This window comes from Curtobacterium sp. MCLR17_031 (assembly GCF_003234775.2).
Lineage (GTDB): Bacteria > Actinomycetota > Actinomycetes > Actinomycetales > Microbacteriaceae > Curtobacterium > Curtobacterium flaccumfaciens.
This window is the reverse complement of sequence record NZ_CP126270.1, coordinates 2095232-2113660: the sequence shown is the minus strand read 5'-3', so window position 1 is coordinate 2113660 and position 18429 is coordinate 2095232. Positions and strand designations below refer to the sequence as shown.

14 protein-coding genes and 1 tRNA gene are annotated in these 18429 nt (G+C 70.8%); 14 read left to right on the top strand and 1 reads right to left on the bottom strand.

Annotated elements, in window-relative coordinates:
- Positions 1-19: 19 nt before the first annotated feature.
- The 8 genes from trpC (at position 20) to DEI96_RS10020 (ending at position 13123) form a co-directional block, all read left to right on the top strand.
- Complete coding sequence (gene trpC / locus DEI96_RS10055; RefSeq protein WP_071403979.1) at positions 20-805, top strand: indole-3-glycerol phosphate synthase TrpC; 786 nt, start codon at positions 20-22, stop codon at positions 803-805.
- A gap of 100 nt (positions 806-905) precedes the next feature.
- Positions 906-2120, top strand: coding sequence for a tryptophan synthase subunit beta (gene trpB / locus DEI96_RS10050; RefSeq protein ID WP_071244754.1), 1215 nt, complete (start codon positions 906-908; stop codon positions 2118-2120).
- Complete coding sequence (gene trpA, locus DEI96_RS10045) at positions 2117-2911, top strand: tryptophan synthase subunit alpha (RefSeq protein ID WP_111023054.1); 795 nt, start codon at positions 2117-2119, stop codon at positions 2909-2911. Before trpB ends, trpA begins: the two co-directional genes overlap by 4 nt.
- A 96-nt stretch (positions 2912-3007) precedes the next feature.
- Positions 3008-3994 (top strand): prolipoprotein diacylglyceryl transferase, encoded by a 987-nt coding sequence (gene lgt / locus DEI96_RS10040; RefSeq protein ID WP_071244753.1) that lies wholly within the window; start codon positions 3008-3010, stop codon positions 3992-3994.
- 224 nt (positions 3995-4218) lie between these two features.
- Positions 4219-8823: a glutamate synthase large subunit gene (gltB, locus tag DEI96_RS10035; RefSeq protein ID WP_502866279.1), complete on the top strand. Its 4605-nt coding sequence runs from the start codon at positions 4219-4221 to the stop codon at positions 8821-8823.
- The gene (locus DEI96_RS10030) at positions 8816-10273 is read left to right on the top strand and encodes a glutamate synthase subunit beta (protein ID WP_111023053.1); all 1458 of its coding nucleotides are present in this window, start codon (positions 8816-8818) and stop codon (positions 10271-10273) included. The genes gltB and DEI96_RS10030 overlap by 8 nt, the downstream gene beginning before the upstream one ends.
- A 179-nt stretch (positions 10274-10452) precedes the next feature.
- Positions 10453-11898: a pyruvate kinase gene (gene pyk, locus DEI96_RS10025; RefSeq protein ID WP_110891587.1), complete on the top strand. Its 1446-nt coding sequence runs from the start codon at positions 10453-10455 to the stop codon at positions 11896-11898.
- A 130-nt stretch (positions 11899-12028) separates the two neighbouring features.
- Complete coding sequence (locus DEI96_RS10020; protein WP_111023052.1) at positions 12029-13123, top strand: VIT1/CCC1 transporter family protein; 1095 nt, start codon at positions 12029-12031, stop codon at positions 13121-13123.
- A 23-nt stretch (positions 13124-13146) separates the two neighbouring features.
- On the opposite strand, the gene DEI96_RS10015 is transcribed toward DEI96_RS10020, so the two are convergent.
- On the bottom strand, positions 13147-13686 hold the full coding sequence (locus DEI96_RS10015) for an HdeD family acid-resistance protein (RefSeq protein WP_181440514.1): 540 nt from the start codon (positions 13684-13686) through the stop codon (positions 13147-13149).
- Between the two features lie 151 nt (positions 13687-13837).
- Here DEI96_RS10015 and exaC point away from each other — a divergent pair, with 151 nt between their 5' ends.
- The 6 genes from exaC (at position 13838) to DEI96_RS09985 (ending at position 18429) form a co-directional block, all read left to right on the top strand.
- Positions 13838-15379, top strand: a complete 1542-nt coding sequence (exaC, locus tag DEI96_RS10010) for an acetaldehyde dehydrogenase ExaC (RefSeq protein WP_111023051.1) — start codon at positions 13838-13840, stop codon at positions 15377-15379.
- Positions 15379-15777, top strand: coding sequence for a DUF779 domain-containing protein (locus tag DEI96_RS10005; RefSeq protein WP_111023050.1), 399 nt, complete (start codon positions 15379-15381; stop codon positions 15775-15777). The genes exaC and DEI96_RS10005 overlap by 1 nt, the downstream gene beginning before the upstream one ends.
- 52 nt (positions 15778-15829) lie before the next feature.
- On the top strand, positions 15830-16999 hold the full coding sequence (locus DEI96_RS10000) for a helix-turn-helix domain-containing protein (protein WP_111023049.1): 1170 nt from the start codon (positions 15830-15832) through the stop codon (positions 16997-16999).
- 55 nt (positions 17000-17054) lie between these two features.
- Positions 17055-17136, top strand: a tRNA-Leu gene (locus DEI96_RS09995).
- 107 nt (positions 17137-17243) lie between these two features.
- A complete protein-coding gene (locus tag DEI96_RS09990; protein ID WP_017887240.1) occupies positions 17244-17849 on the top strand; it encodes an ANTAR domain-containing response regulator in 606 nt (201 codons plus the stop codon).
- A 109-nt stretch (positions 17850-17958) separates the two neighbouring features.
- A complete protein-coding gene (locus DEI96_RS09985) occupies positions 17959-18429 on the top strand; it encodes a GNAT family N-acetyltransferase (RefSeq protein ID WP_111023048.1) in 471 nt (156 codons plus the stop codon).

The window sequence follows — 18429 nt, the reverse complement described above, 5'->3', positions numbered from 1 at the left end:
GGGTCTCCCGATGCCGAACGTGCTCGAGACCCTCGTCGCGGGCGCGCTCGAGGACGCCGCCGCCCGTCGTGTCGACCGTCCGTACTCGGACGTCGAACGCGACCTCGACCGGGTGGCGTCGCCGCTCGACGCCCTCGCGTTCCTCAGCCCGGGTGACCGGGTGAAGATCATCGCCGAGGTCAAGCGCGCCAGCCCGTCCCGCGGGTCGATGGCCGCGATCGCTGATCCCGCTGCCCTCGCTGCCGACTACGAGCGTGGTGGGGCCTCGACGATCAGCGTCCTGACCGAGGGCCGCAAGTTCCTCGGCAGCCTCGCCGACCTCGAAGCCGTGAAGGCCCGCGTCGGGGTGCCCGTGCTGCGCAAGGACTTCATCGCCGACCCGTACCAGGTGATCGAGGCCCGGGCGTCCGGTGCCGACGTCGTGCTGCTCATCGTGGCGGCGCTCGAGCAGGCCCGCCTGGTCGAGCTGCACACCCTGGCCGAAGAACTCGGCATGCGCGTGCTGGTCGAGGCGCACTCCGGTGACGAGGTCACACGCGGCCTCGACGCCGGCGCCCGCATCCTCGGCGTCAACGCGCGGGACCTCACCGACTTCTCGCTCGACCGCGACCTGTTCGGGTCGCTCGCCGACCGCATCCCCACCGGGGTCGTGCGGGTCGCCGAGTCAGCGGTCTCCGGTCCGGCCGACGTCGCCCACTACCGTGCGGCGGGCGCCGACGTCGTGCTGGTCGGCGAAGCGCTCGTGACGGGGGACGACCCCGCCGCGACCCTGGCGTCGTTCGTCGACGCCGCCGACCGGGCCTGACCGGCTCCGCCCACGTATCGAGGCCGCCGACCGCGGCCGCACGTTCCACCCGTCCGACGCGGCCGACCAGCCGCGTCGGACTCGTCCCGGGAGACACATCGTGACCTCACTCCGCGACCTGCACGGCCCCTACTTCGGTGACTTCGGCGGACGCTTCGTCCCCGAGTCCCTCGTCCTCGCGCTCGATGAGCTCGAGGCCGCCTTCCGCCAGGCCTGGGCGGACCCGGCGTTCCGTGCGGAGCTCGACGAGCTGCAGCGCGACTACACCGGGCGCCCCTCGATCATCACCGAGGTGCCGCGCTTCGCGAAGCACGCCGGTGGCGCCCGGGTCATCCTGAAGCGCGAGGACCTGAACCACACCGGGTCCCACAAGATCAACAACGTCCTCGGCCAGGCCCTCGTCGCCCGTCGGCTCGGCAAGACCCGCCTGATCGCCGAGACCGGTGCCGGCCAGCACGGCGTCGCGACCGCGACCGCCGCAGCCCTGTTCGGCATGGAGTGCGTCGTCTACATGGGCGCCGTGGACACCGAGCGACAGGCCCTCAACGTGGCCCGGATGCGCCTGCTCGGTGCCGAGGTGATCCCGGTCGAGACCGGTTCCCGCACCCTGAAGGACGCCATCAACGACGCCCTGCGCGACTGGGTCGCCAACGTCGAGTCGACGCACTACCTGCTCGGCACGGTCGCCGGTCCGCACCCGTTCCCCGAGATGGTGCGCGAGTTCCACAAGGTCATCGGCGAGGAAGCGCGCCAGCAGGTCCTCGACCGCGTCGGGCGCCTGCCGGACGCCGTCGCGGCCTGCGTCGGCGGCGGCTCGAACGCGATGGGCATCTTCGAGGCGTTCCTCGACGACGAGTCCGTCGCACTGCACGGCTTCGAGGCCGGGGGCGACGGCGTCGAGACCGGTCGGCACGCGGCGAGCATCACGCTCGGTCGCGAGGGCGTCCTGCAGGGTGCGAAGTCGTACCTGATGCAGGACGAGGACGGCCAGACGATCGAGAGCCACAGCATCTCCGCCGGACTCGACTACCCGAGCGTCGGACCGGAGCACGCGTACCTGGCGTCGATCGGCCGCGCGAAGTACCAGCCGATCACCGACACCGAGGCCATGGAGGCGTTCCGCCTGCTGAGCCAGACCGAGGGCATCATCCCGGCGATCGAGTCATCCCACGCCCTCGCCGGTGCGATGAAGCTCGGCAAGGAGCTCGGGCCCGAAGGCGTCGTGCTCGTGAACCTGTCCGGCCGCGGTGACAAGGACGTCGCGTCCGCCAGTCGCTACTTCGGCATCCTCGACGAGAACGCGGTGCAGCTGTGACCACGAACAAGACCGTCGCCCAGACGATCGACACGGCCAACGCCGAGCGCGCCGGAGCCGTCGTCGGCTACCTGCCCGCCGGGTACCCGAACCTGCAGACCAGCGTCGACGCCGCCGTCGCCCTCGCCGAGAACGGCGTGGACGTCATCGAGTTCGGTCTGCCGTACTCCGACCCCGTGATGGACGGCCCCGTGATCCAGCGGGCAGCCGAGGAGAGCCTGGCGAACGGCTTCCGGGTCGCACAGGTCTTCGACGCCGTGCAGCAGATCACTGAACGGGCCGACGTGCCGGTCCTCGTCATGACCTACTGGAACCCGGTGCTGCGCTACGGCGTGGACCGCTTCGCCGACGACCTCGTCGCCGCCGGTGCAGCCGGCCTCATCACGCCCGACCTCATCCCCGACGAGGCCTCCGCGTGGACCGAGGCCTCCGAGCGGACCGGGCTCGACCGGGTCTTCCTCGCCGCACCGTCCTCATCGGACGAGCGCATGCGCCAGGCGGTCGAGGCCAGCCGTGGGTTCGTGTACGCCGTCTCGACGATGGGTGTGACCGGTGCCCGGGTCGGCGTCGACGTCGCCGCACGCACGGTGGTGTCGCGTCTGCGCGACGCCGGGGTCGAGCGCACCTGCGTCGGTCTCGGGATCTCGACGGCCGAGCAGGTCGGTGAGGTGCTCGAGTACGCCGACGGTGCCATCGTCGGGTCCGCGTTCGTCCGTGCGCTGGCCGACCTCGGTGTGCAGGGTGTGGCCGACCGTGCCGCCGACCTCGCCACCGGCGCCCGCCGCCGCTAGTCCAGTTCCTGTCCGGCCCGCGAGCCGCGCTACAGTGAGCGAGGCCGACGCCACGTCGACCGCGCCCCGTCAGTTCCGAAAGGCGACAGCACCTCCATGCCCCTCCTGAGCATCCCGAGCCCGAGCACCGCCTGGCAGTACTTCGACCTGACCGCCTGGCTGCGCGACGCGTTCGGATGGTCGCTGCCCCTCGACTTCCGCATCCACGCGTACGCGATCTGCATCCTGATCGGGATCGTGGCCGCGGTCGTCCTGGCGAACCGACGACTCAACGCCCGCGGCGTCGAGCGCTGGATCATCATCGACATCGCGATCTGGGCCGTGCCCGCCGGCATCATCGGCGGACGTCTCTTCCACGTGTTCACCCACGTGTCCGACTACTTCGGCCCCGGCATCGACCCGCTGTCCTTCCTGTACATCTGGGAGGGCGGGCTCGCCATCTTCGGGGCGCTCATCCTCGGTTCGGTCGGCGCGTGGATCGGCTGCCGTCAGGTGGGCCTGCGGTTCACGTCGTTCATCGACGCCGTCGTGCCGGGCGTCCTGCTCGCACAGGCCTTCGGTCGCCTGGGCAACTACTTCAACCAGGAGCTCTTCGGCATGCCGACGAGTCTGCCCTGGGGCCTCGAGATCGACTCGAGCAACGCCGCGTTCCCGAAGGGCCTGCCCGAGGGCACGCTGTTCCACCCGACGTTCCTGTACGAGATCATCTGGAACGTCCTCGGCGTCGTCGTCATCCTCTTCCTGGCGCGCAAGTTCACGCTGCAGTGGGGCAAGGTCCTCGGCCTGTACCTGATCTGGTACGGCGCCGGACGCTCGGTGCTCGAGTCCATCCGCGTCGACACGAGCGAGACCTTCTTCGGTGTCCGCACCAACGTGTGGGTGGCCCTCGCCGCGGTCGTGATCGGCATCCTGATCTTCGTGGTGCAGAGCCGCCGGCACACCGGCAAGGAGCCGAGCCCGTACCTGCCGGGTCGCGGGCCCCGTCCGACCTCCGTTGTAGACTCCGAGGACACCTTCTCGGAGCACGATGACGACGCAGCAGACGGCGTCACGAGCGACGAACCGGTCACGACCACTCGCTGATCCCGTGATGGGAGCACCCGCTCCCGACGACCACCGGTCACGTGCAGCACCACCAGCAGCAGCAGCACCAGACGGTCTCCGCCACAAGCGGGGCCCAGCAACCTCGCCGGCCGGCAGGGCAACTCACTGACGGCGGGCACGGGCACCAGTCCCGCCCGCTCGGGCGGAACGCACCACCGGGCCACCGCTGTCCCTGTTCCACTTCCTCGTGAGGACGGTTCCCCATGGCGCTCCAGCCAACCCAGCCCTCGGCACCGACGAGCCTCGTGCCGCCGCACCGCCGCTTCTCCGCGATCCCGGACGCCACGGGCATGTACGACCCGGCGAACGAGAAGGACGCCTGCGGTCTCGCGATGGTCGCGACCCTGCGCGGCACGCCCGGGCACGACATCGTCGACGCGGCCCTCGGTGCGCTCCGGAACCTCGAGCACCGCGGTGCTGTGGGCTCCGACGCGGGCACCGGTGACGGCGCGGGCATCCTGTGCCAGGTGCCCGACGAGTTCCTGCGCGCCGTCGTGCCGTTCGAGCTGCCGGCAGCGGGGGAGTACGCCGTCGGCACCGCCTACCTGCCCCTGGACGACGACGCCCGCCACGCGGTGAAGGGCGCCGTCGAGCGGCTTGCCCGCGAAGAGGGCCTGAAGGTCCTCGGGTGGCGCGAGGTCCCGGTGCGTCCGGAGGTCCTCGGCACGCTGGCCCGTGCCGCGATGCCGGCGTTCGAGCAGCTCTTCGTCGCCTCCATCCGGCACGACGTGCACGGTGCCTCGTGGAGCGGCATCGCGCTGGACCGTCAGGCCTTCCGCCTCCGCAAGCGCGCCGAGCACGACAACGACCTGTACTTCATGTCGCTGTCCAGCCGCACCATGGTCTACAAGGGCATGGTCACGACGCTGCAGCTCGAACCGTTCTACCCGGACCTCAGCGACGAGCGCTTCGCCTCGAAGCTCGCGATCGTGCACTCGCGCTACTCCACGAACACGTTCCCGTCGTGGCCGCTCGCCCAGCCGTTCCGGACGATCGCCCACAACGGCGAGATCAACACGGTGCGCGGCAACCGCAACTGGATGCGCGCCCGCCAGTCGCAGCTCGAGAGCGAACTGCTCGGCGACATGGCCCCGCTGCTGCCCATCGTGAGCCCGGGGGCGAGTGACTCGGCCTCGTTCGACGAGGTCCTCGAGCTGCTGACCCTGACCGGCCGGACCCTGCCGCACGCCGTGTCGATGATGGTTCCAGAGGCGTGGGAGAACCAGGTCGCGATGGACCCGGACCTCCGCGCGTTCTACGAGTACCACTCGATGCTCATGGAGCCGTGGGACGGCCCCGCCGCGATCACCTTCACCGACGGCTCGCTCGTCGGCGCCACCCTCGACCGCAACGGCCTTCGCCCCGGACGCTTCCTGGTCACCGACGACGGCCTCATCGTGATGGGCTCCGAGACCGGGGTCATCGACGTGCCGGCCGCCAAGGTCGTGCGCAAGGGTCGCCTGCGTCCGGGCCGGATGTTCCTGGTGGACACCGAGGCCGGCCGCATCATCGAGGACGACGAGGTCAAGCGCGAGCTCGCCGCCTCGGGGCCCTGGGGCGACTGGCTCGAAGCCGGACGCATCAACCTCAACGACCTGCCGGAGCGCGAGCACATCGTGCACACCCCGGCGTCGGTCACCCGTCGTCAGCGTGCGTTCGGGTACACCGAGGAAGAGGTCCGCATCCTGCTGCGCCCGATGGCGGCAGCGGGTGCCGAACCCCTCGGCGCGATGGGCTCGGACACCCCGATCGCCGTGCTGTCGGAACGGCCGCGCCTGCTCTTCGACTACTTCACGCAGCAGTTCGCGCAGGTGACCAACCCGCCGCTCGACTCGATCCGCGAGCAGGTCATCACCTCGATGGGGATGGGGCTCGGACCGGAGCGCAACCTGCTCTCCGCCGGTCCCGAGCACGCGAAGCAGATCACGCTCGACTTCCCGGTGATCGACAACGACCAGCTCGCCAAGGTCCAGCACTTTGAGACCGAGTCGGGTCGCCACCTGACCGTCACGATCAAGGGCCTGTACCGCGTCGACGCCGGCAAGAAGGCGATGCAGAAGCGCATCGCCGCCGTGTGCGACGAGGTCGACGCTGCGATCGAGTCCGGCAAGCAGTTCATCGTGCTGTCCGACCGCGACGGCAACTCCGAGCAGGCACCGGTGCCGAGCCTCCTGCTCCTCGCCGCGGTCCACCACCACCTGATCCGCACCGAGCAGCGCATGAAGGTCGGGCTGATCGTCGAGGCCGGCGACGTGCGCGAGGTCCACCACGTGGCCACCCTCATCGGGTACGGCGCCTCGGCGATCAACCCGTACCTGGCGATGGAGACCTGCGAGAACCTGGTCCGCGCCGGCATGATCCCCGGGATCACCCCGGAGCAGGCCGTCAAGAACGTCATCAAGGCGCTCGGCAAGGGCGTGCTGAAGATCATGTCGAAGATGGGCATCTCCACGGTGTCCAGCTACGCCGGTGCGCAGGCGTTCGAGGCCGTCGGGCTCAGCCAGGAGTTCGTCGACAAGTACTTCACGGGCACTTCGTCGATCCTGGGTGGCGTCGACATCGACGTCATCGCCAAGGAGAACGCCGAGCGGCACGCCCAGGCGTACCCGCAGGACGGCGCGGTGCTCTCGCACGAGCGACTGCAGATCGGTGGCGAGTACCAGTGGCGCCGTCAGGGTCCGCCGCACCTGTTCAACCCGGACACGGTGTTCCGCCTGCAGCACGCCACCCGCGCCCGCCGCTACGACATCTTCCGCGAGTACTCGAGCGCCGTGGACGACCAGTCCGAGCAGCTCATGACGCTCCGCGGGCTGTTCCGGTTCAAGCAGGGCGCTCGGAAGCCCATCGCGCTCGACGAGGTCGAGTCGATCGAGTCGATCGTCAAGCGGTTCAACACCGGTGCGATGTCCTACGGGTCCATCTCGAAGGAGGCCCACGAGACGCTCGCCATCGCGATGAACCGACTCGGCGGCCGTTCGAACACGGGCGAGGGCGGCGAGGACGTCGACCGCCTGCTCGACCCCGAGCGCCGCAGCGCGATCAAGCAGGTCGCCTCCGGCCGGTTCGGCGTGACGAGCATGTACCTCACGCACGCCACCGACATCCAGCTCAAGATGGCGCAGGGCGCGAAGCCCGGCGAGGGCGGGCAGCTGCCCCCGGCGAAGGTCTACCCCTGGGTGGCTCGCACCCGGCACGCCACCGCGGGCGTCGGCCTCATCTCGCCGCCGCCGCACCACGACATCTACTCCATCGAGGACCTCAAGCAGCTGATCTTCGACGTCAAGCGCGCCAACCCAGCCGCACGCGTCCACGTGAAGCTCGTGAGCCAGTCCGGCATCGGTGCGGTCGCGGCCGGCGTGACGAAGGCCCTGGCCGACGTCGTGCTCGTGTCCGGCCACGACGGCGGGACCGGCGCGAGCCCGCTGAACTCGCTCAAGCACGCCGGCACCCCGTGGGAGATCGGCCTGGCCGAGACCCAGCAGACGCTCATGCTGAACGGCATGCGCGACCGCGTCGTCGTGCAGGTGGACGGGCAGATGAAGACCGGACGCGACGTGGTCGTGGCCGCGTTGCTCGGGGCCGAGGAGTACGGCTTCGCGACCGCGCCGCTCGTGGTCGAGGGCTGCATCCTGATGCGCGTCTGCCACCTGGACACCTGCCCGGTCGGCGTCGCCACGCAGAACCCCGAGCTCCGCAAGCGGTTCTCCGGCAAGCCCGAGTTCGTCGTGAACTTCTTCGAGTTCATCGCGCAAGAGGTCCGCGAGCTGCTCGCCGAGCTCGGCTTCCGCAGCCTCGACGAGGCCATCGGGCAGACCGACGCGCTCGACGTCGACCGTGCCGTCGAGCACTGGAAGGCGTCGGGCCTCAACCTCGCGCCGGTGCTCAAGGGACCGCACTTCGACGACGCCGAACCGCGCCGCCACCACCGCGAGCAGGACCACGAGCTGGACCAGCACTTCGACGTGCAGCTCATCCAGCAGACCGCGGACGTGCTCGACCACGGCGGTTCGATCGCGCTCGACCTGCCCATCCGCAACACCGAGCGCGCGGTCGGCACCATGCTCGGCCACCAGGTGACCCTGCGACACGGCGAGCACGGCCTGCCGAACGGTTCGATCGACGTGACCCTGCGCGGTTCCGCCGGGCAGTCGCTCGGCGCGTTCCTGCCGGCGGGCATCACGCTGCGGCTGATCGGCGACAGCAACGACTACGTCGGCAAGGGGCTCTCCGGCGGCCAGATCGTCGTCCGCCCCGACGCCGGTTCGGGCTTCGACCCCGCCGAGAACGTCATCGCCGGCAACGTCATCGGGTACGGCGCCACCCAGGGCAGCATGTTCATCCGCGGCATCGTGGGTGAGCGGTTCCTGGTGCGGAACTCCGGTGCCACGGCCGTCGTCGAGGGCGTGGGCGACCACGCGCTCGAGTACATGACGGGCGGGCTCGCGCTCATCCTCGGCGAGACCGGCCGGAACCTCGGTGCCGGCATGTCCGGTGGAACGGCGTACGTCCGCGGCCTGCGCCAAGAGCACGTGAACACCGACGCCCTGGCGTCCGGTGAACTCCGGCTCGAGGCGCTCGACAGCGCCGACGTCGAGATCGTCACCGACCTGCTCACCCGGCACGCCGACGAGACGGGTTCGACGCTCGCGTCCGACCTGCTGGCGTCCGGAGACCTGAGCGACTTCGTCAAGGTGCTGCCGCGCGACTACGCGGCGGTGCTCGAGACACGCAGACAGGCCGTCGACGAGGGGCTCGACCCCGACGGTGACATCGTGTGGAACAGGATCATGGAGGTGACCGGTGGCTGACCCCAAGGGATTCCTGAAGGTCCAGGAACGCGAACTCCCGCCCCGGCGACCCGTGCCCGTGCGACTCATGGACTGGAAAGAGGTCTACGAGCAGCAGGAGTCCGGTGTCCTGAAGCGCCAGGCCGGCCGCTGCATGGACTGCGGCGTGCCGTTCTGCCACCAGGGCTGCCCGCTCGGCAACCTGATCCCGGAGTGGAACGACCTGACGTGGCGCGGCGAGGGCCGCCAGGCGATCGAGCGCCTGCACGAGACGAACAACTTCCCGGAGTTCACGGGTCGGCTCTGCCCGGCCCCGTGCGAGTCGTCGTGCGTGCTCGGCATCAACCAGCCCCCGGTGACGATCAAGCAGGTCGAGGTCTCGATCATCGACCAGGCCTTCCAGAACGGCTGGGTCACCCCGCACCCGCCGGAGCGCCTGACGGGCAAGACCGTCGCCGTCGTGGGCTCCGGCCCCGCCGGGCTCGCCGCCGCGCAGCAACTCACGCGTGCCGGCCACACGGTCGCCGTCTACGAGCGGGACGACCGCATCGGCGGACTGCTCCGCTACGGCATCCCGGACTTCAAGATGGAGAAGCGCCAGATCGACGCGCGCCTCGCCCAGATGCAGGCCGAGGGCACCCGGTTCCGTGCCGGGGTCGAGATCGGCAAGGACATCACCTGGGACGACCTGAAGTCGCGCTACGACGCGGTCGTGGTCGCCACCGGTGCAACGGTCCCGCGCGACCTGCCGATCCCGGGGCGCGACCTCGAGGGCGTGCACTTCGCCATGGACTACCTGGTCCAGCAGAACAAGGCGAACGCGGGCACGACGGTCGACAACCAGATCACGGCCGAGGGCAAGCACGTCGTCGTCATCGGCGGCGGCGACACCGGCGCGGACTGCATCGGCACCGCCCACCGTCAGGGTGCGCTGAGCGTGACGAACCTGGCGATCGGCAAGCAGCCGCCGCTCGAGCGTCCGTCCGACCAGCCGTGGCCGATGTTCCCGACCGTGTTCGAGATCACGAGCGCCCACGAAGAGGGCGGCGAGCGGCACTTCCTCGCCTCGACCGTCGAGTTCCTGTCGAACGACGCCGGCGAGGTCCGCGCACTGCGGGTCGCCGAGACCGAGTACCTCGACGGCCGACGGGTCCCGAAGGCGGGCAGCGAGCGGGAGATCCCGGCCGACCTCGTCCTCATCGCGATGGGCTTCACCGGTCCCGAGTCGGACACGATCGAGCCGCAGCTCGGTCTGCCGACCACGGTCTCCGGGGCGCTCGACCGCCGTGCCGACTACGCGACCAACGAGGCCGGCGTGTTCGTCGCCGGCGACGCGGGTCGTGGTCAGTCGCTCATCGTGTGGGCGATCGCCGAGGGCCGTGCCGCGGCCGCGCAGGTCGACGAGTACCTCGAGGGCTCCACGATCCTGCCGGCACCGGTCAAGGCGACCGACCGGGCGATCTCCGTCTGATGTCGGACGCGCACCAGATGTCGGACCGCCGCCAGACGGCGGACCGTCTCCACCAGATGCTCACGCTCCCGTGAGCGTGAGGCCACCAGCACTCGGTAGGGTGCTGGTGGCCTCGCTTCGTTCCGCGCGGCCCCACAGCGCGGAAACCCAAGCTCCATCCACCACCACGAAGGAATCCATTGAGACGCGCAAAGATCGTTTCGACGCTCGGACCGGCAACGTCGGACTACGAGACCGTCAAGGAGATCATCGAAGCGGGCGTCGACGTCGCCCGCCTCAACCTCAGCCACGGTGACTACAGCGTCCACGAGGCCAACTACGTCAACGTCCGTCGTGCCGCCGAAGAACTCGGCAAGCCCGTCGCGATCCTCGTCGACCTGCAGGGTCCGAAGATCCGTCTGGCACGGTTCGCCGACGGCCCGCACGACCTGGCGGTCGGTGACGTCTTCACCATCACGACCGAGGACGTCCCCGGCTCGAAGGAGATCTGCGGCACGACGTTCAAGGGCCTGCCGCAGGACGTCAAGCCCGGCGACCCGCTGCTCATCGACGACGGCCGTGTCCGCCTCCGTGTCCTCGACACCGACGGCGTGCGGGTCCGCACCGAGGTCGTCGTCCCCGGCACGGTGTCCAACAACAAGGGCATCAACCTGCCCGGTGTCGCCGTCAACGTCCCCGCGCTGAGCGAGAAGGACGAAGCCGACCTGCGCTGGGCGATCCGCCAGGGCGCCGACCTCATCGCGCTGTCGTTCGTGCGCAACGCGAGCGACGTCGTGCGTGCCCACGAGATCATGGACGAAGAGGGCAAGCGCCTGCCGGTCATCGCCAAGGTCGAGAAGCCCCAGGCCGTCGACGCGCTCGAGGAGATCATCGACGCCTTCGACAGCATCATGGTCGCCCGCGGTGACCTCGGCGTCGAGCTCCCGCTCGAGGCCGTCCCGATCGTGCAGAAGCGCGCCGTCGAGCTGTCCCGCCGCATGGCGAAGCCGGTCATCGTCGCGACGCAGATGCTCGAGTCGATGATCTCGTCGCCGATCCCCACCCGCGCCGAGACGTCCGACGTCGCCAACGCCGTCCTCGACGGTGCCGACGCGGTCATGCTGTCCGGTGAGACGAGCGTCGGTGAGTACCCGGTGCAGACCGTCCGCACCATGGCCCGCATCGTCGAGTCCACCGAGGACCACGGGCTCGAGCGCATCGCCCCGCTCGGCACCAAGCCGCGCACCCTCGGCGGTGCGATCACCCTCGCCGCCGTCGAGATCGCCGAGTTCACCGAGGCGTCGTACCTCTGCGTCTTCACCGAGTCCGGCGACTCGGCCCGCCGCATGTCGCGCCTGCGCCACGGTCTGCCGATCATCGCCTTCACCCCGAACGAGGCCACGCGCCGCCGGATGGCCCTCACCTGGGGGGTCCGTTCGTTCCTGGTGGAGCGGAAGACCCACACCGACGAGCTCTTCTCGCAGGTGGACGACGTCCTCCTCGAGAACGGCCTGGCCGCCCCCGGCGACCGCGTCATCGTGACGGCCGGGTCCCCTCCCGGCATCGAGGGCTCGACGAACGACCTGCGCGTGCACCGGGTGGGCGACGCCCACGCCGAGGCCGCGCCGGCGTACGTCCGGGACTGATCCGAGGGATCCGTCGCCACCAGGGCGCGGACTGGAGGCCCGGCGCGCGCAGCGTCGACCGCTTCCGGTCCGCGCCCTGCCGCGTCTCCACGGCCCTGGTGGTGACCGGACGTCGGCCGCAGGCGGCAGGATGGTCGCTGTGAGCCTCCGATCCGACACCCCGGCGCCGCGCGCCGACGTCCACCGCTGGCGTCGCTACCTGGCCGACGAACGTGCCGAGGCGGCCGTGTACCGCAACCTCGCTGCCCGCCGTTCCGGCGAGGAGCGCGAGATCCTCGTCGCGCTGGCCGAGGCCGAGGGACGGCACGCCGACCACTGGCTCGACCTGCTGGGCGACGACGTCGGACGGCCGCAGCGGGGGAGCCTCCGCACCCGGGTGCTCGCCGTGCTCGCCAAGCGGTTCGGGTCGGTCTTCGTCCTCGCGCTCATGCAGCGCGCCGAGGACCGCTCCCCGTACGCCGACGACTCGGACGCGACCGCGCGGATGGCCGCCGACGAGCGGATCCACGGCGAGGTCGTACGCGGGCTCGCGAACCGGGGCCGGATGCGGCTGTCCGGCACGTTCCGGGCGGCGGTGTTCGGCGCGAACGACGGCCTGGTGTCCAACCTGGCGCTCATCATCGGCATCAGTGCCTCCGGGGCCGACCGGCACTTCGTGCTGCTGAGCGGCATCGCCGGCCTGCTCGCCGGCGCGTTGTCGATGGGGGCGGGGGAGTACGTCTCAGTCCGGTCGCAACGCGAACTGCTCGAGGCGTCCGCGCCGCACCCCGAGGCCGGCAAGGCGGTGTCGGACCTCGACGTCGACGCGAACGAGCTCGCCCTGGTCTACCGGGCGCGCGGGATGTCCGAGGCCGAGGCGACCGAGCACGCCGCGCAGGTGCTGTCCGGCATCGGTGAACGGCGGCCGGCGACCGGTTCGACCGCGGTCGCGGACGACCACGAGGCGGTCGGTACCGGGCTGAGCGCCGCGGTGTCGAGCTTCTGCTTCTTCGCCTCGGGCGCGATCATCCCGGTGCTGCCGTTCCTGTTCGGCATGCAGGGCTGGCCGGCGATCGCGGTGGCCGGCGGGCTGGTGGGCATCGCGCTGCTCGGCACCGGTGCCGTCGTCGGCGTGCTGAGCGGAGCGTCTCCCGGCAAGCGGGCATTCCGGCAGCTCGCCATCGGGTTCGGTGCGGCGATCGTCACCTACGCGCTCGGACTGCTCTTCGGCACCGGGTCGGCCTAGCGGCGGACGGCGGCGCGCGGCGGCTACCGGCGGACGGCGGCGCGCGGCGGCAGGAGCAGCAGGGCAGCGGCCCCGACGACGATGAGCGCGATGCCGGCGAAGACCATGAAGACGGTCAGCGCGAGTCCGGGTGCGACGAGCACGACGATTCCCCCGATGATCGACAGCACGCCGCTGACGACGGTCGGGACGCGTGACGACCCCGGGTGGCCGACGAACCCGCCGACGATCGCGGCGACCCCCTCGAACAGGAACCCGACCCCGGCGAGCACGGCGTAGACGACGAGCGGGATCGCCGGGTCGAGCAGGGTCACGAGCCCCGCGACCGCGACGAGGCCGCCGACGATGCCGGACGTCCACCGCCACACCGGACGGGTGCCGTGTCCCCGCACCGCGGCGAAGACCCGGAGCGCTCCGGCCACGACGAGGTACACGCCGAACAGCAGCGCCACGAGCACGAGCGACGGGCGGGGCCAGACGATGGCCACGATGCCCAGTGCGATGGCGACGACGGCGGTGACGACGACGAACACCCGGAACGTCCTGACGGCACGAGAATCCACGAGCGCTCCTCCCTGATCGCCAGCGCTGGTGTCCAGCACGCTACCCGTCGGAGCCGCGGGCCGTGCAACGACCTGCAACCCCCGCGGTCGTACCGTGCGGAGCAGGCGCGCGACCCGTGCGCCCCGACAGCGTCGTCGAAAGGGCACCACCATGACCATCGCACCCTCGCCCACCAGCTACGCCGCACCCGGCGAGCCCGGCTCCCTGGTCGAGTACCGATCCCGGTACGACCACTTCATCGGCGGCGAGTACGTGCCGTCCGCCAGCGGGCAGTACTTCGAGAACCCCACCCCCGTCACGGGCAAGGTGTTCACCGAGGTGGCCCGCGGTGACTCCACGGACGTCGACCGGGCCGTCGCCGCCGGATGGAAGGCGTTCCCGGCCTGGGGACGGACGAGCGCGGCTGAACGTGCGGTCATCCTCAACAAGATCGCGGACCGCATGGAGGAGCACCTCGAGATGCTCGCCGTCGCCGAGACGTGGGAGAACGGCAAGCCGATCCGCGAGACCCTCGGCGCCGACATCCCGCTCGCGATCGACCACTTCCGGTACTTCGCCGGGGCGATCCGTGCGCAGGAGGGCTCCGCCGGCGAGATCGACCACGACACCGTGGCCTACCACTTCCACGAACCGCTCGGCGTCGTCGGGCAGATCATCCCGTGGAACTTCCCGATCCTGATGGCGGTGTGGAAGCTCGCGCCGGCCCTCGCCGCCGGCAACTGCGTCGTGCTGAAGCCCGCCGAGCAGACCCCGGCGTCCATCCACGTGCTCGTCGAGCTCATCCGCGACCTGCTGCCCGCCGGGGTGCTCAACGTCGTCAACGGCTTCGGCATCGAGGTCGGCGCACCGCTCGCGCAGCACCCGGACATCCGGAAGATCGCCTTCACGGGCGAGACCACCACCGGGCGGCTGATCATGCAGTACGCGTCGCAGAGTCTCATCCCGGTGACGCTCGAGCTCGGCGGCAAGAGCCCGAACGTGTTCTTTCCCGACGTGGCGGCCGAGCAGGACTCCTTCTACGACAAGGCGCTCGAGGGCTTCACGTTCTTCAACCTCAACCAAGGCGAGGTCTGCACGTGTCCGTCCCGGGCACTCGTGGCGAAGGAGATCTACGACGGGTTCGTCGCCGACGGCCTGGAACGCGTCCGTGCCGTCAAGCAGGGACACCCGCTCGACCTGTCGACGATGATCGGCGCCCAGGCGTCCAACGACCAGCTCGAGAAGATCCTGAGCTACATCGACATCGGCAAGCAGGAGGGCGCGAAGCTCCTGACCGGTGGCGAGCGCGCAGACCTGGGCGGCGAACTCTCGGGTGGCTACTACGTCACGCCGACGGTGTTCGAGGGTGACAACTCGATGCGGATCTTCCAGGAGGAGATCTTCGGGCCCGTGCTCGCCCTGACGTCCTTCAGCGGCTACGACGACGCGATCGCCACGGCCAACGACACCCTGTACGGGCTCGGCGCCGGCGTGTGGAGCCGTGACGTCACGACCCTGTACCGCGCCGGACGGGACATCCAGGCCGGGCGCGTGTGGTCGAACACCTACCACCAGTACCCGGCGGGTGCGGCCTTCGGCGGCTACAAGCAGTCCGGCATCGGGCGCGAGAACCACAAGATGATGCTCGACCACTACCAGCAGACGAAGAACCTGCTCGTCTCCTACGCCGACGGACCGATGGGCTTCTTCTGATGCCCGGCACCGCACGCGTCGCGGTGACGCCGGCGGCGGGGGAGCTCCTGCGGACCCTCACCGCCCGGCACGGCCCGCTGATGTTCCACCAGTCCGGCGGCTGCTGCGACGGCTCGAGTCCGATGTGCTACCCCGTCGGCATGTTCCGGACCGGTCCGGGGGACGTCCTGCTCGGCGCGTTGCAGGTGGACGGCCTCGAGCCGGTCGAGGTCTACATGTCGGTGTCGCAGTTCGAGTACTGGAAGTACACGCACCTGACGATCGACGTCGTCGACGGTCGGGGCGGCGGGTTCTCGGTCGAGGTCCCCGAGGGCAAACGGTTCCTCACCCGGTCGAGGATGTTCGACGACGACGAGCTCGCCGATCTCGGCCTGGTCCCGCGGGTGGCCCGGACGTAGGCTGACCGCACGCGTCGCGACGGAGCGGCGGGTGGGGTCGATCGGAGGATGCATGCGCGCACCCGGTCGGCTCCGCCCGCTCGTCGCCGCATCGTGGCAGCGGTCCGCCCGGGTCGACCCCGACGCCACCCCGGTCCTCGCCCTCGGCGACGACGAACTCGACGCCGTCCGGCACGACGGCCCCCTCGCCACCCTGCTGCCGGTGGTCCGCCGGCTGCTGCTCGACGACTCCCGCTCGGCCGGCTGTGTCGTCGCCGTCGCGGACGCCGCGGGTCGTCTCGTCTGGGTCGACGGCGCCCGCTCCACGCGTCGCGCCGCCGAGGACATGGGCTTCGTCCCCGGGGCCGACTGGTCGGAGGACCGCGTCGGCACCAGCGCGCCCGGCACGGCACTGCGTCTGGACCGTCCGGTGCAGATCCGCTCCGACGAGCACTACGCGAACGCCGTCAAGCCGTTCTCGTGCACGGCCGTCCCGGTGCACGACGCGAGCGGTGCGACCGTCGGCGTGCTCGACCTGACGGGCGACGACCGCGCCGTCGAGCGGCACACGCTGTCGCTGCTCGCCGCCACGGTCGCCGCAGCCGAGGCCCAGCTCGCCCTGGCCGCGGTCCGCCCCCGGGCAGGGACCCCCCGCGTACCGTCGGCCGAGCTGACCGTGCTCGGGACCGACACCGCCGTGCTCCGGATCGCCGACCGCCGGGTCGAGCTGTCCGCCCGGCACTCGGAACTGCTCGTCGTGCTCGCCGCGCACCCCGCCGGCCTCGCAGCGACCGACCTCGCCGCCGCCGTCTACGGTGACCCGGGCGCGGTCGTCACCCTGCGCGCCGAGGTCGTCCGGCTGCGCCGGGTCCTCGCGCAGCACGCGCCGGACGTGACCGTGACGTCGCGGCCGTACCGGGTGACCGGGGTCCGGACCGACGTCGACGGCGTGCTGTCCGCGCTCGAACGCGGGGCGCGCCTCCAGGCCGTCGACCGGTACGCCGGACCGGTCCTGCCGGGCTCCGCCGCACCCGGCGTCGACGCGGTCCGTGACCTGGTGCGGCTGCGGTTCCGCGAGTCGGTCGTCGCCGACGGCGGCGTCGACGCCCTGCTCGCGTGGGCGCGCACCCCGGACGGTGCGACCGACGCGCTGGTGCTGCGCGCGCTGCTCGAGGTGCTGCCGCGGCGGTCGCCGCGACGGGCGGGTCTCGTGGCGGCGATCGAGGCGCTCGAGGGCTCCTGAGACGATCGGTGACGGGCCGGGAGGCGCGGGTCGGGCTGGTAGTGTTGGCCTCCTCGCGAGTGTGGTGGAATCGGCAGACACGGGGCACTCAAAATGCTCTGCCTCACGGCGTGCGGGTTCAAGTCCCGCCACTCGTACGAAAATGCTCACGGCGTGCGGGGCAGTTCGGACCCGCGTCCCGCCACTCGTACCAAACCGGTGGGTCTGGGATACGGCACTTCCGTCGTCTAGTAGGCTTTCGTCCGTGAGTGACACAGAAGCAACAGCACCAGCACCCCGTCGCGTCGTCGTCGCCGAGGACGAGTCGCTCATCCGCCTCGACATCGTGGAGATCCTCCGCGACAACGGGTTCGACGTGGTCGGTGAAGCCGGTGACGGTGAGACCGCCGTCCAGCTCGCGACCGACCTCCGCCCCGACCTCGTCGTGATGGACGTCAAGATGCCCCAGCTCGACGGCATCTCCGCAGCCGAGAAGCTGTCGAAGAACCACATCGCGCCCGTCGTCCTGCTGACCGCGTTCAGCCAGAAGGACCTCGTCGAGCGCGCGACCGAGGCCGGCGCGCTGGCCTACGTGGTCAAGCCCTTCACCCCGAACGACCTGCTCCCCGCGATCGAGATCGCCCTCTCGCGGTACCAGCAGATCATCACGCTCGAAGCCGAGGTCGCCGACCTCGTCGAGCGCTTCGAGACCCGCAAGCTCGTCGACCGTGCCAAGGGCCTGCTGAACGAGAAGATGGGCCTCACCGAGCCCGAGGCGTTCCGCTGGATCCAGAAGGCCTCGATGGACCGCCGCCTGACCATGCACGACGTCGCGAAGGCGATCATCGAGCAGCTCAGCGCCAAGAAGTAGTCCAGCGCACCACCGTCGCTCACGGAACGCCGCCGGACCCCCTGGGGTCGGCGGCGTTCCTGCGTCCGGGAGCGGGGCGTGTGCCGCGACCACCTGGCAGGCTGGAGCCATGGACGACGTGGTGATCCGGGCCTCCCGGCCTGACGACATGCCGGCGGTGGCGGACCTGCGGTGGCGGTGGAGCGTCGACGAGGGCGGCGCGCAGCCGGCGGCGAGCGTGGAGGCCTACCGCGATGCCATGACGGCGTTCGCCGCCGACCACACGGAGTCGCACCGGTGTGTCGTCGCGGAGCGGGACGGTGTCGTGCTCGGCATGGCGTGGCTCGGGCTCATCGCGCGACCGCCGCTGCCGGACCGGCCGGGCCGCCGACTGACCGCTGACGTGCAGACGGTCTACGTGCACCCGGAGCTGCGAGGCTCCGGCGTCGCCGGACGCCTCGTGACGGCGCTGCTCGCGGTCGCCGACGAACTCGGCGTGGAGCGGACGTCGGTGCACTCGAGCGTGGACGGCGAGCGGCTCTACCGGAGGCTCGGGTTCGGCGACGCCCGCCTGCTGCTGCAGCGGCCGCCGGAGGACTGA